This is a genomic window from Micromonospora sp. NPDC049580 (assembly GCF_040675595.1).
Taxonomy (GTDB): domain Bacteria; phylum Actinomycetota; class Actinomycetes; order Mycobacteriales; family Micromonosporaceae; genus Micromonospora.
In genome coordinates this window covers 1-12,401 of sequence record NZ_JBFAPG010000142.1, presented here as the reverse complement: position 1 = coordinate 12,401, position 12,401 = coordinate 1, and the positions used below count along the sequence as shown (strand labels likewise).

Below are 12,401 nucleotides of genomic sequence, written 5' to 3'. Positions count from 1 at the left end.
ACCACCCCTAACCCACCCCACCCCGGCCCACCCCGTTGATCATGAAGTTATTGCCCTGCCGACCGGCGTGTCGCGGCAGTAACTTCATGATCAACGAGCGAGGAGGCGGGGTCGCAGGGCGGCGACGATCGGTGCGTCGGCGGGGAGCCAGGTGACCGAGTCCAGCTCGTCGGCGGCGAGCCAGCGCAGCGCCTGGTGCTCCAACGCCAGCGGCTCGTCGCCGTGCAGGAGGCGGGCCGCGTACACCTTGAGCACCGAGCGGCCGTGGGCCATCCGGACGTTGCGGCCGACCCGGTCACCGATCTCCACGCGTACGGCCAACTCCTCGGCGCACTCCCGGATCAGCGCCTCGGTCTCCCCCTCCCCCGGCTCGACCTTCCCGCCGGGGAACTCCCACATGCCGGCCACCTCGGGCGGGGCGGAGCGCGCACACGCGAGCACCCGTCCGTCCCGGATGATCGCCGCCCCCACGATCACCTTCAGGTCCCGTCGTTCGGCCTGCCCGCCGCCATTAGCCCGTTCGGTCTGCACGGGCGTCCAGGGTGCCAGATCAATCGGCGGTTTGGGTACCGACGCCGTCCGCTAGTCCAACAGAACACGGAAGTGTGGGCGTGGACACCCTTACCGAGCGACGACAGACTAGAAGGCACCGACAAGACACGGGATGGCGACGATTTGGCCACAAGCCGGCAACGGCGCTTGGGGGGTGCGGTGATGCGCGTGCTGTTCAACAGCCGAGCCAAGCACGACTACCTGTCCGACGCGTTGACCTTGCTAACCGGTTGGACGCGGGAGGGTGAACAGATCCGGCGGACGCTCGTGATCGACGATACCCAACACGCGGCGCTAACTGAACGGGTCAAGGTCGTCGCCGACGCTCTGCACCTGCGTCCCGAGATCAGCCGCCGGTCCGACAGCACCCAGATCCGGGTCGGGCACGGCAACGACGAGCCGCTGACCGAGGGCGAGGTCCTGCTGGCCGCCCGCATCGAGGACGCGTACCGCGCGGTCACCGAGGCCTGACGACCCACCCGACCCACTGGCACCGGTTGCCTAACCTGGGTCGCATGGCGAACATCGCGTACGACCGCAAGGAGCAGGTCCAGCAGATTGAGAGTGGCCTCCTCGACGGCGAGCAGATCATCGCCGTCTACGACGCTGTCGGCACCGGCACCGGGTTCATCGGGCTGACCGACCGCCGCGTGATCATCCAGGACCGCTCGTTCGTCGGGAAGCGGTTCGCGATCACCAGTATCCCGTACTCGAAGATCACCAGCGTGAGCGTGGTCAGCAACAAGTCGTGGGGTGGTTCGTTCTTCTCCACCGGCGCCATCGCCATCCACGTCGGCACGCACACCTACGAGGTGGAGTTCCGTGGCGCGCAGAAGAGCCACCACGTACACAACGTGATCCTGCACCACATCTCCTGACCGCACGTCCCGTCGCGGGCCCGGCTGGCGTAATTGCCTTGCCGGGCCCGCGGCGTCTCTGGTGTCCTCGGTCGACAGCCGCGCGAAAGGAGCAGCCGACATGCCCCACTCGACGAAGTCCCTCCGACCCGACGTCATCCGATCCGAGGAATCGAGACTTCGTGAGCAGGACCGTTCCCCTGGCGCTGCTGGGCGCCACTGATCCCAACCCCGGAGGCCGCTGATGTCGGTCTTCGACGATCCCGGCCTCTTCGGCCGGCTCTGGGCGGCCGGATACGACGACGGCGGCACCAACCCCGACCCGGCCCCCGCCGTGGATTTCCTGGCCGATCTGGCCGACGGCGGCCCGGTCCTCGAACTGGCGATCGGCACCGGCCGCGTCGCGCTGCCCCTGGCCGAGCGTGGCCTCAGCGTGCACGGCATCGAGGCGTCCGAGGAGATGCTGGCGCAGATGCGGGCCAAGCCCGGCGGCGACCAGATCCCCGCGGTCGTCGGCGACATGGCCGACGTGGGTGTGCAGGGCCCGTTCCGCCTGGCCTACCTGGTCTTCAACACCCTGTTCAACCTGGTGGACGCCGAGCGGCAGGCGGACTGCTTCCGCAACGTCGCCCGGGTGCTGTCGCCGGGCGGAGCGTTCGTCATCGAGACGTTCGTACCCGACCCGCGCAGCTTCGACGCCGACGAGCAGGTGCAGGTCCGCGAGGTGACCGAGGACTCCGCGACGATCCGACTGCACCGGTACGACCGGCCCGCGCAGCGGTTCATCCGGCAGACCATCACCTTCGACGGTGACGGTGTGCACCTGAAGCCGTTCGCCATGCTCTACGCCTGGCCGCACCAGATCGACGAGATGGCGCGGCAGGCGGGGCTCCGGCTCACCGAGCGGTACGCCGACTGGCACCGGCGGCCGTTCGCCGCCGACAGCCCGGCACACATCTCCGTCTACCGAGCGGAGTAGCGGCGGTCGATCGGCTCCGGTCCCGTGCAGGGTGTGCGTGACCCCCACCCGGCGATCCGGAGTCGATCACCGTCAGCCACGGACGAGGGCCGGCCGTTCGCTCCGGGCTGATTCTGCTGTCGGCAGTCGTTGCTGGCCGATCCGGCCCACAGCGGGTCGACTGTCTCCATGCCTCGATTCCCGCGTACCTCGCCCTACTGGCCGGTGGTCAGTCATCCCCTGCTGCGGCGCGTGCTGCCCGGGCTGGCCGTGTCCGCCCTCGGCGACGGCATGGCGGTGGTCGCGGTGACCTGGCTGGCCATCCAGCTCGCGCCGCAGGGCCAGCGCGGCCTCCTGTGGATCGCGGTCGCGGTGGCCGCGTACACCCTGCCCAGCGCGGCCGGGACGGTCATCTTCGGTCGGTTGCTGCGCGAGCGCAGCGGCGCTCAGCTCGCCGGCTGGGACGCGATCCTGCGAGCCGCAGCGCTCGCGGCGATCCCGATCGCCCACCTCGCCGGCATGCTCACCATCGGGCTGTACGTCGTCCTGCTCGCCGCTTCCGCGCTGCTGCACTCGTGGGGCTCCGCCGGGCGGTTCACCCTGATCGCCGAACTGCTGCCGCAGCGCCACCACCTGCCGGCCAACGCGGTGCTCACCACCATCTCCGGGTTCGCCACCATCGTCGGCCCGCCGCTGGCGGGCATCCTGATCGGCTGGGCGGGCCCGGTCTGGGTCATCGCCGTCGACGCCGCGACGTTCGCCGTGCTGGCGCTCACCTATCGCCTCGCCCTTCCCGCCACCGACATGATTCATCGGTACGAGCGCGGCGCCTCTCGTACCGCGGGCTTCGCGGTCATCCGCCGTCAGCCCGCGCTGCTCGGCCTGCTGATGCTGAGCGTCGCGTTCTTCTTCCTCTTCGGCCCGGTGTACGTCGCCATGCCGCTGCACGTCACCGACGACCTGCACGCGTCCGCGACGCTGCTCGGCGCGTACTACACCGCCTTTGGCGTCGGCGGCCTCGTCGGCGGTGTGGTGGCCGGGCACCTTCGCCACTGGCCGCTGCGTGCCACCACGATCGGCATCGTCATCGGGTTCGGCGTCGCCATGCTGCCCCTCGGCCTGGGCGCCCCTATCGGCCTGTCCCTGCCGGCGTTCGCCCTGGCAGGCCTGATCTGGGCGCCGTACATGTCCACGTCGATGGCGTTGTTCCAGCGCAGCGCGTCCACCGAGCAACTCCCCGCGGTGCTCGCCGCGAACGGCGCCGTCCTTGTGCTCGCGGTGCCGCTCGGCACCATGCTGGGCGGGCCCCTGGTGGGGGTTTTCGGCGCGCGCCCGACGCTGCTGCTCTGCGCCGTGGCGATCCTGGTCCTCGGCCTGGTCGCCGCGGGCTTCGCGACGCTGCGGCGGAGCGCGGGAACCCCGGGCGGTTCAGCCGTCGCCGAGATCGGTGCCCGCCGCTGAACTGGACGTCGTCCGGCGCCGGTCACCACTCGCGCGCACGCGTTGTCTGATCCACCGTGCCGTCCCGGTCCAGCTCGCCGACCCCGCACTCACACGACGAGCGCGACCCCGAGGCCCATCAGCACCGAAGCCGCGGCGCCCACCGCGAAGACACGTCTGCTTCGGGGCCGCATTCCCCAGGCCCTGTCCCAGAACGGCACCCGCTCGCCGCGAATCCTGCCGCGCAGCCAGCTCCCACTCTGGAACACAAATGTCCAGACCATGGCGGCGCCGAGCGCACCGATCAGACCGGCGATCAGCGCTTCACCGACGGGGGTATGGGTGGCCAGCCGATAGGCCTCCGAGGAACGCCGCTCCTTGCGAAGAAGGGTCGGGACCTGGAGGGCCAGCGCGAGGCCACACACCGCTGTCAGGGTGAGCCAGGGCTGCCGCATCGCCGGCGCGTCGATCCGTGCCGAGTCCGCAAGGAGGAACAGCATGATCAACCCGAAGGGCAGCCAGCTCAGCACGACGAGCAGCGGCAGCCATGTCCCGGACAGTGCGTCGACCAGCCAGACCATGAGGTCGTCGCCGACGGCGATGCCAGCACCAACGATCGCGAACCACAGCATCAGGTAGCCGCAGCCGTATCTACGCACATCCCGGGGCGTCACGGTCGACGAGTGTATTCAGCAGCGGGGACCCGTCGGCCCTCGGTCGGCGGCCACCATCGGCGATCGTTCCATAATCGTGTGAGCCCAGTATCGGAGAGCCTGTGAACGAAGACGAAAGCCTTCGCCGCTACGGCCTGCGGCCGTCCTCCGCGGACCTGCCGCAGATCCGCGAGATCCTCCTGACGGAAGCTGACCAGCAGGACCAGGACACGGAACTCATGAAGCTGTGCTGCCTGCAACTGTTCAATGCCGGCCAGCTGAGCGACGTGCTCGTGATCTGGCAGGCCAAGGAAGCGAGCTTCGACGCCCACTGCTCCATCGACGTCCAACTGCTGTGTGGCGCCGGACTGGCCGCCACCAAGGCCCACCTGGAGGCCGACGGCTCCCCGGACGCCGCAGACGCACTTCAGTACCTGCTGGAGTGCGAGGCCGCCGGTGACTTCGACGGCTTCTCGGTAGCCGAGCAGTCGCGCTGGAGAGCCGACTACTACCGCACGTGACCTGCTGACCGTCGGCGCCGACGGGCGCGCAGCACGCCGGTCAGCATCGGCAGGTTGAACTCACCCTCGGCGGTTTCGGGCCTACTGGCGAGGAAGTCGCGGATTCGGCCGAGCGTGGTCTCCCGGTCCGGTTCCGGCATGACCAGCATCCCGGCCCGGGTCGCGAGTGTCGCGGTGAGGGAGTCGGCGGTTCGGCGCTGACCGTGCGGAAACTCGGCCTGCTCCGACGAACCGAAACGGGAGGCCAGGCCGGTGCTCGGAACGACCATGGCAGCGGTCGCCGCGCGCCAACTGGCGCGCGTGTCACGCGGGCCGATCGCCGCACTCCCGCTGACACGTTCGAGCTCGGCGACCCAGTCGATCCGGTCGTCCATGATGTTCCACAGGCCCGCCAGGACGCCTCCGGGTGCGAGGACCCGGGCGATTTCCGGCCCCGCGACGGCCATGTCGAACCAGTGCAGGGCGTTGCCGGCCAGCACGGCGTCGACGGACGCGTCCGGCAACGGGATCGCCTCGGCGCTACCCGGCAGGGCACGAACGGTTGGCCTGGCACGGCGCAGCTCGGTGAGCATCGCCGGGTCGGGTTCGACCGCGACGACGTCCGCGCCAACGGCGACCAACGTGTGGGTCAGCTTGCCGGTGCCGGCACCAAGGTCGAGCACTCGCGGGCCGGGCGCGAACTCAAGCGCCCACCGCACCGCGGCCTGCGCGTAATCCGGGCGATGCTCGGCGTACGCGGACGCGGCCGAGCCGAACGACGAACTGAGCAACGTCCGTTCCCCCACAAGGCACCGTCCCTCTGCCTGTCCGTGCCGGACCCGCATCATCCCTCGGATTTCTGGATGTCGGGGTGTTCCAGCCGTCCGGATACCCCGCTTTCCAGGAATCCGAGTCGATCAGGGCCGCCGTCGACCGCGTCCGCGGAAGGGAGAGCTGGATTCAGACGTTGAAGCGGAACTCCACCACGTCGCCGTCCTGCATGACGTACTCCTTGCCCTCGATGCGGACCTTGCCCGCCGCCTTGGCCGCGGCCATCGATCCGTACTCGACCAGGTCGTGGTAGGAGACCACCTCGGCCTTGATGAAGCCGCGCTGGAAGTCCGAGTGGATGACACCCGCGGCCTCCGGCGCGGTGGCGCCGACCGGGACGGTCCAGGCGCGCGCTTCCTTGGGGCCGGCCGTGAGGTACGTCTGGAGCCCGAGCGTACGGAAGCCGACGCGGACGAGCTGGTTGAGGCCGGGCTCGTTCTGCCCGATCGACTCCAGCAGCTCGCGGGCCTCCTCCTCGGGCAGGTCCACCAGCTCGGATTCGATCTTGGCGTCCATGAAGACGGCCTCGGCGGGGGCGACCAGGGCACGCAGTTCGTCGAGGAACGTCTCGTTGGCCAGCTCGGCCTCGTCGACGTTGAAGACGTACAGGAAGGGCTTGGTGGTGAGCAGGTGCAGCTCGCGCAGGTGCTCCAGCTCGATCTTGGCTGCGCCGGCCCCGGAGTAGAGGGTGGTGCCGCCGTCGAGCACCTCGATCGCGGCCTTCGCGGCGGCGACCGCGGCGGACCGGTCCTTGCGGAGCTTGGCCTCCTTCTCCAACCGGGGCAGCGCCTTGTCCAGGGTCTGCAGGTCGGCGAGGATCAGCTCGGTGTTGATCGTCTCGATGTCGTCGGCCGGGGAGATCTTGCCGTCGACGTGCACCACGTTCGGGTCGGAGAACGCGCGGACGACCTGGCAGATCGCCGAGGCGTCGCGGATGTTGGCCAGGAAGGCGTTGCCCCGGCCCTGCCCCTTGGACGCGCCACGGACCAGGCCGGCGATGTCGACGAACGACACCGGGGCCGGCAGCACCTTCTGCGAGGAGAAGATCTCCGCCAGCTTGCCCAGCCGCTCGTCGGGCAGCCCGACCACGCCGACGTTGGGCTCGATGGTGGCGAACGGGTAGTTCGCCGCCAGCACGTCGTTCTTGGTCAACGCGTTGAAAAGCGTGCTCTTGCCGACGTTGGGCAGGCCGACGATGCCGATGGTGAGACTCACGACGGGCCAGCTTACGCCGGTGCCGGACGCGCCGGTCCAGGCGGCTCCGATTCCACCGGGCCGGACGCTGCCCCGGGTCGCGCATCGGCGGGTACGGCAGGTGGCGTCCCGTTGCTACCCTCTCGATGTCGCGTGCGACGTGAGGGGGCGTTGTGGACCAGGTGACGGAATTCGACCGACTGTTCCAGCAAACCCGACAGGCACTGGCGTCGATGCGTTCGACCGGGCAGGTCCCCGACGATCTGGAGGTCGAGCCGGCACGGGGCACCGGGTCTGCGGCGGGCGGTCAGGTCGAGGTCGTGGCGGTCGGCCAGCATGTCGAGTCGGTGACGGTGGACCCGCGCGCGCTCCGGATGGGCGCCGAGATGCTCGGCGAGCAGATCACCATGGCGGTCAACGCCGCGCTGGACGACCTGCGCCTTGCGGCCGGCGAGGCCGCGGACGCGCCCGCGGTCGACCCGGTGGCGCTGGGCCAGCAGCTCGACGAGTTGCAGAACGAGTCGGTGCGCAGCATGGCGGCGATGACCGATGCGCTCACCGACGCGGTGCGGCGCATCCAGCAGGCAGCGAGGTGATGTCATGCGCGAGGACCTACAGGTGCACCCGCCCGCGCTGCGGCAGGGCGGCGGCCACCTGACGACGGTGGCCGAGCAGCTCGCCGCGCAGTGGGAGGTGCTGCTCGCGCGGACGGCCTCGATGGGCGACATCTTCGGCGACGACGACGTGGGCGGCCTGATCGGCATGTCGTACCAGGTGGCCGAGGAGATCGCGGCGGAGTGCCTCGGGTCGGTCGTCGACGGGCTGCGCGGCTTCGGTGCCGGGTTGAGCCTGATGGCCGACCAGTACGACTCCGTCGAGCAGGACAACGACGCCCAGTTCACGACGATGAGCTGGTAGGCGGGTCGATGGGGATCATGCTGCCCGGCGAGCTCGCCGGCCTGTTGAACGAGCTGGGTTACACCTGGCCCAAGTCGGACGAGACGAAGATGTTCGAGCTGGGCCAGATGTGGATGGAGATGGCCGACTCGCTGCACAACGCGGCGGCGGAGGGTACGGCGGCCGCACAGCGGGTGCTGACCGGCAACCAGGGCGATGCGTTGACCGCGTTTCAGGAGCGCTGGGATGCCGACGGTTCGGCGATGTCGGTGCTGCGGGACGGCGGCACCGGCGCACAGATGGTGGCGGCGACGCTGTTCGTGTGCGCGCTGATCGTCCTCGCCCTGAAGATCAACGTGATCGTCCAGCTGATCATCCTGCTGGTGCAGATCATCCAGGCGATCGCGACGGCCGCTCCGACGTTCGGCGCCTCGCTGCTGGAGATCCCCGTCTTCAAGAAGCTCACCGACATCGTCCTGAACATGCTGATCGACCAGGCCATCGGGGTGGTGCTGGGATGACCTCTCCGCTGCCCGAGCTGTACGTCGGCGTCGACGTGGAGGCGGACGGGCCGATCCCCGGGCCGAACAGCATGATCTCGTTGGGCATGGCCGTGGCCGGTCGCCCGGATCTGACGTTCTACACCGAACTGCGTCCCATCTCCGACGAATTCGTGCCGGCCGCGCTGGCCGTGTCGGGTCTGGACCGGGACCGTCTGCTCCGCGAGGCGCCCACCGCGCCGGAGGCGATGGCAGCGGCGGCGGCCTGGGTCAACGGACTGCGCCGGATCGGCCGCCCGGTCTTCCTCGCCGCTCCCGCTGTCTGGGACGGCATGTTCGTGCACTGGTACTTCGTGCGCTTCGTCGGCCACAGCCCGTTCGGCGCCACCGGTTCCGGCGTCGACCTCCGCAGCTACTGGATGGGGCTGACCGGCAGCGAGTGGGTCCAGACCCGCAAGGGCAAGATCAAGCACGAGCTGGGTCTGCACGACGTACCGCACACCCACCACGCCGGCGAGGACGCCGCCGAACTGGCGCAGGTCTTCGACGCCGTGCTGCGCCGCCGCCAGTCGGGCGGGCTGGAATGACCGGCCGTCGACGGGACCTGCCGGACGGCGCCACGACGGCCGCTCGGGGCATCGTCGCGCAGGCCGCCCGGAGCATGATGCGACGGGCCGACGACGTGGCGGGCGAGACTGCCGAGGCGGCGACCACCCGGGCCGCCCGGCAGATCCCGCAGGGCTTCACCGAACGCCAGTGGACCCGGTTCGCCCGGGGCGCCCGGCAGACCCAACGGCAGGCCGGGCTGCCCGACGGGGACCTGGTCGCCCACGGCAGCCGGGTGAAGGGCACCGCCCGCCCGGACTCCGACATCGACGTGGCGCTCATCGTCGACGACAAGACCTTCTTCGACCTGGCCGAACGCTCCCTGTCCCGGGCTCCGGACGGGACCCGGCTGCGCAAGACGATGCTGCGCCGGATCAACGAGAACGGTCAGCTCGCCAGCTTCGATCTGGGCACCGACTTCACCCACCTGCGTCGTGAGCTCATGGACACGCACGTGCCGCACAAGGTGCAGTTCTCCGTGCTGCGCCGGGGCGGCAAGTTCGACAACGGCCCGTTCCTCCCGCTCGATTGAGCGGTTCCGCATCTGGCAAGGTGGCAGACGTGCAGACGACGTTGCAGTTCCTCATCATGGTCGACGGCCCGCTGACGGCGGCGGAGCTGCTCGACCTGATCCGAACCCGGCTGCCCGACGCGGTGCCCTACCGCCGGGACTCGGTGGACGTCCGGGGCAACCTGCTGGAGATCAACCCCAACGAGGACGCCGACCCGCGGCTCGCCGCCACCGACGAGGACGACTACCTCTACTTCCGGTGGCGGGTGGAGCTGACCCCGATGGACCGGTCAGTCGACGAGTCGCACCAGATCGCCCTCGCCCGGGAGCTGCTGCGATCGATCAAGGGGCCGCAGGTGCGGGCGACCGTGTGCGCCGCGTTCGAGGATCGGGTCTGACCGGCGCTCAACCAAGCAGGCGGGGAGCGATGACCGCCTCCCGCACACTGCCGTCCGCGTTGCGGCTCACCTCGTACGCCGAGACGCCCTCGCGGTCGGCGACCGCCTCGACCAGCCGGGTCCCCCGGTAGACCAGGCCGACGCCGTCGTCGGTGCAGTGGCTGGTCGGCAGCGTGCCGTCGCCGACCAACTCGTGCATCAGCGGTCGGCGCTGGGCCTCGCTGTCGTAGTGCACGCCGTTGCCGTACGGCAGCCAGCCCAACGCCTCGGTGAACCCGCGCAGGCGGGGCCCGAAGCTGTCGGTGGCGCCGCCCACGTGCCAGCAGATCGAGCCGGCCGAGACGCCGGCCAGCACCACGCCGGCCTGCCAGCACTCGTGCAGGATCTCGTCGAGCCGGTGCACCCGCCAGACCGCGACGAGGTTGGCGACGCTGCCGCCGCCGACCCAGATCACGTCCTGGGCGAGCAGGTGGGCGCGGACGTCGTCGACGTTCGGCATCGGGAACAGCGCGAGGTGCGACAGGCGGAACCGGGTCTCGGCGAACGCGCCGTAGACGGCGGCGAACGAGGTGGGCTGGTCACCGACGGCCTGCCCGAGGTAGCAGATCCGCGGCTGCGGACCAGCCTCGGCCAGCTCGGCGGCCAGCTCGAAGACCGGGCTGGGGCGCATGTCGTACGGCCCTCGGTCGCCCCGGGAGAAGCCCATGCTGGTGGCGATGATGGTCGGCTCGCTGGCGGGCATCGGGCGTCCTTCCGTCGGGGCGGTGCGGCGTCCATCCTGCCGCAGCCACGAAGCGGCCGGTCACGCGCCCACGTGCCGGCCGCTGCGCTGGCGGGGCACCTCGACCTCGGGCCAGTGGTCCGCGGGCGGCCGGTCGGCCGGGGGCAGTTGCGCCGCGGCGGCACGGGGCAGGGTGAACCGGTCGGCGGCGGCCGGGCCGGCCGAGAACGACTCGCGCAGCATCCAGCGCACCTCGTCGGCCGTCCAGCCCAACTCGGCCCGCGCGGCGATCTCGCGCACCAACCGCCGACCGACGCGGGTGTCGTCGTCGTAGAAGCGCATGCACCAGTGGTGGGTCCACATCCCGAGTGCGCGCAGGCCCGCGTCGTCGAGTGAGCCGGCCAACCGGCCACAGGCGGTGTCGGCGAAGACCTGCTCGGGATCGGCCGCCCGGTCCCGTTCGATGGCGCCGACGGCGGCCGGCGCGACGGCCCGCATCCGGCGGTAGAAGGACTGTGCCACCGCGCGGGGCAGCGGCGGGAACGCGCCCGGTGTCGACGCCGCCGCCCAACCCGCCACGCTCGTCATGTCCCGCATCCCTTCTTCAGTTGGTGGCCGGACGGTACCCGTCACGACCGACACTTCCGGGCCGGAAAAACACCCCGGATCGCGGATAGCAACGATGACCTGGGGCGTCTGTATGGGTGACAACGAAACGGGGGTGGTGGGTGGACGAGGACGAACGCGCTCGGCTGGCCGAGTTCGTCGGCAACCGGACACCGGCGCTGATGCGGGTCGCGTACCTGCTGACCGGGGACCGCAACGCCGCCGAGGACCTGTTCCAGTCGGCGTTGGCGCGGACCATCCCGAAGTGGGAGACCATCCGGCACGCCGATCCCGAGGGATATCTCCGCGTGGTGATGTACCGCGAGCAGATCAGCTGGTGGCGGCGACTTCGCCGACGGCGGGAGACGCCGCTCAACCCGGCCGACGAGCCGGTCGGCGCGGACCCGAGCGGTGGCTCCGACGCACGGCTGGCGATGCGTGCCGCGCTGCGCCAGCTGCCACCGGCACAGCGGACGGTGGTGGTCCTGCGCTACTACGAGGACCTGCCCGAAGGCCGGGTGGCCGAGCTGCTCGGCTGCTCGGTGGGCACCGTCCGCAGTCGTACGCACCGGGCGGTCCAGCGTCTGCGCGACCTGCTGCCGGAGATCGAGCTGCTGGAGGTACGGCGATGACCGATCCCTTCGAGAGCCTCATCCGATCCACCCTCACCGACCTGGCCGAGGAGGCACCGATCGTGCATGACCAGTTGAACCGAGCGGAACGGCGGTTCCGCAACAGACGCCGCGCCACGGTGACGATGGGGGCGGTGGGGACTCTCGCGGCGATCCTGATCGCGGCTCCGATCGCCCTGGCCGCGAGCGGCTCGGACGGGCCTCCGCCAGCCGTGCCGAGCCCAGCGGGCCCGGCGGCCGTACCCGACCCGTCCGGGGCGCCGCCCGGCGTGCCGAGTCGGCCCGGCCTACCGGCTCCGGTGCCGTCGCCGGCCACCTCCGACGAGCCGGGAGACCCCGGCGTGCCGGGCAGGCCGGACGAGCCCGGCCCCCCGGGTGTACCGGGTAGGCCGGACGAGCCGGGGCCGACCACGGGTGGTGCGCCGGGCGTTCCGGGGCGACCGGGCTCCCCGACGATCAAGCCGAGCCCGTCCGGGCCGAGCACGGGGCCCAGCCCCGCGAGGTGATCGGGCCCGGTCCGACCGAGGCGTGGAGATCACCTCGGT

The 12,401-nt window shown here is 70.7% G+C and carries 18 protein-coding genes; 12 read left to right on the top strand and 6 right to left on the bottom strand.

Features of this window, described 5'->3' with window-relative positions:
• Positions 1-90: 90 nt before the first annotated feature.
• On the bottom strand, positions 91-531 hold the full coding sequence (locus AB0J68_RS14500) for a (deoxy)nucleoside triphosphate pyrophosphohydrolase (protein WP_354857064.1): 441 nt from the start codon (positions 529-531) through the stop codon (positions 91-93).
• A 183-nt stretch (positions 532-714) separates the two neighbouring features.
• On the opposite strand from AB0J68_RS14500, the gene AB0J68_RS14495 reads away from it, so the two are divergent.
• The 4 genes from AB0J68_RS14495 to AB0J68_RS14480 all read left to right on the top strand — a co-directional run bounded on the left by AB0J68_RS14495 (position 715) and on the right by AB0J68_RS14480 (position 3,828).
• Positions 715-1,023 (top strand): 4a-hydroxytetrahydrobiopterin dehydratase, encoded by a 309-nt coding sequence (locus AB0J68_RS14495; RefSeq protein WP_354857066.1) that lies wholly within the window; start codon positions 715-717, stop codon positions 1,021-1,023.
• Positions 1,024-1,067: 44 nt separating this feature from the next.
• Positions 1,068-1,430, top strand: coding sequence for a PH domain-containing protein (locus AB0J68_RS14490; RefSeq protein ID WP_203147864.1), 363 nt, complete (start codon positions 1,068-1,070; stop codon positions 1,428-1,430).
• 223 nt (positions 1,431-1,653) lie between these two features.
• A complete protein-coding gene (locus tag AB0J68_RS14485; protein ID WP_363938822.1) occupies positions 1,654-2,388 on the top strand; it encodes a class I SAM-dependent methyltransferase in 735 nt (244 codons plus the stop codon).
• 168 nt (positions 2,389-2,556) lie between these two features.
• A complete protein-coding gene (locus AB0J68_RS14480) occupies positions 2,557-3,828 on the top strand; it encodes an MFS transporter (protein WP_363938820.1) in 1,272 nt (423 codons plus the stop codon).
• An 89-nt stretch (positions 3,829-3,917) separates the two neighbouring features.
• Here the strand turns inward: AB0J68_RS14480 and AB0J68_RS14475 are convergent, their stop codons facing one another.
• On the bottom strand, positions 3,918-4,481 hold the full coding sequence (locus AB0J68_RS14475; protein ID WP_355063758.1) for a hypothetical protein: 564 nt from the start codon (positions 4,479-4,481) through the stop codon (positions 3,918-3,920).
• 101 nt (positions 4,482-4,582) lie between these two features.
• Here AB0J68_RS14475 and AB0J68_RS14470 point away from each other — a divergent pair, with 101 nt between their 5' ends.
• Positions 4,583-4,981: a hypothetical protein gene (locus AB0J68_RS14470; protein WP_355063760.1), complete on the top strand. Its 399-nt coding sequence runs from the start codon at positions 4,583-4,585 to the stop codon at positions 4,979-4,981.
• On the opposite strand, the gene AB0J68_RS14465 is transcribed toward AB0J68_RS14470, so the two are convergent.
• Both AB0J68_RS14465 and ychF read right to left on the bottom strand, forming a co-directional pair.
• Positions 4,969-5,805 (bottom strand): class I SAM-dependent methyltransferase, encoded by an 837-nt coding sequence (locus AB0J68_RS14465; RefSeq protein ID WP_355063800.1) that lies wholly within the window; start codon positions 5,803-5,805, stop codon positions 4,969-4,971. The two genes, AB0J68_RS14470 and AB0J68_RS14465, sit on opposite strands and share 13 nt — an antisense overlap.
• A gap of 115 nt (positions 5,806-5,920) precedes the next feature.
• Positions 5,921-7,006, bottom strand: a complete 1,086-nt coding sequence (gene ychF / locus AB0J68_RS14460) for a redox-regulated ATPase YchF (RefSeq protein ID WP_354857078.1) — start codon at positions 7,004-7,006, stop codon at positions 5,921-5,923.
• Positions 7,007-7,167: 161 nt separating this feature from the next.
• Between ychF and AB0J68_RS14455 the strand changes: the two genes are divergently transcribed.
• The 6 genes from AB0J68_RS14455 to AB0J68_RS14430 are packed head-to-tail and all read left to right on the top strand — an operon-like array spanning position 7,168 to position 9,897.
• Positions 7,168-7,581, top strand: a complete 414-nt coding sequence (locus AB0J68_RS14455) for a YbaB/EbfC family nucleoid-associated protein (protein WP_354857081.1) — start codon at positions 7,168-7,170, stop codon at positions 7,579-7,581.
• A 4-nt stretch (positions 7,582-7,585) separates the two neighbouring features.
• Positions 7,586-7,903 (top strand): hypothetical protein, encoded by a 318-nt coding sequence (locus AB0J68_RS14450; protein WP_363938817.1) that lies wholly within the window; start codon positions 7,586-7,588, stop codon positions 7,901-7,903.
• Between the two features lie 8 nt (positions 7,904-7,911).
• On the top strand, positions 7,912-8,403 hold the full coding sequence (locus tag AB0J68_RS14445) for a hypothetical protein (protein WP_363938816.1): 492 nt from the start codon (positions 7,912-7,914) through the stop codon (positions 8,401-8,403).
• The gene (locus AB0J68_RS14440) at positions 8,400-8,969 is read left to right on the top strand and encodes an exonuclease (protein WP_354857087.1); all 570 of its coding nucleotides are present in this window, start codon (positions 8,400-8,402) and stop codon (positions 8,967-8,969) included. Before AB0J68_RS14445 ends, AB0J68_RS14440 begins: the two co-directional genes overlap by 4 nt.
• A complete protein-coding gene (locus tag AB0J68_RS14435) occupies positions 8,966-9,520 on the top strand; it encodes a nucleotidyltransferase domain-containing protein (RefSeq protein ID WP_354857090.1) in 555 nt (184 codons plus the stop codon). Before AB0J68_RS14440 ends, AB0J68_RS14435 begins: the two co-directional genes overlap by 4 nt.
• Positions 9,521-9,549: 29 nt before the next feature.
• Positions 9,550-9,897 (top strand): hypothetical protein, encoded by a 348-nt coding sequence (locus AB0J68_RS14430; RefSeq protein WP_354857092.1) that lies wholly within the window; start codon positions 9,550-9,552, stop codon positions 9,895-9,897.
• Between the two features lie 7 nt (positions 9,898-9,904).
• On the opposite strand, the gene AB0J68_RS14425 is transcribed toward AB0J68_RS14430, so the two are convergent.
• Complete coding sequence (locus AB0J68_RS14425) at positions 9,905-10,639, bottom strand: peptidase E (protein WP_363938813.1); 735 nt, start codon at positions 10,637-10,639, stop codon at positions 9,905-9,907.
• Positions 10,640-10,699: 60 nt separating this feature from the next.
• Positions 10,700-11,206 carry a hypothetical protein gene (locus AB0J68_RS14420; RefSeq protein ID WP_355138188.1) on the bottom strand — a complete coding sequence of 169 codons (507 nt, stop codon included), beginning with the start codon at positions 11,204-11,206 and terminating at the stop codon, positions 10,700-10,702.
• A gap of 140 nt (positions 11,207-11,346) precedes the next feature.
• Here AB0J68_RS14420 and AB0J68_RS14415 point away from each other — a divergent pair, with 140 nt between their 5' ends.
• Positions 11,347-11,856 carry a SigE family RNA polymerase sigma factor gene (locus tag AB0J68_RS14415; RefSeq protein ID WP_363938811.1) on the top strand — a complete coding sequence of 170 codons (510 nt, stop codon included), beginning with the start codon at positions 11,347-11,349 and terminating at the stop codon, positions 11,854-11,856.
• Positions 11,857-12,401 lie beyond the last annotated feature (545 nt).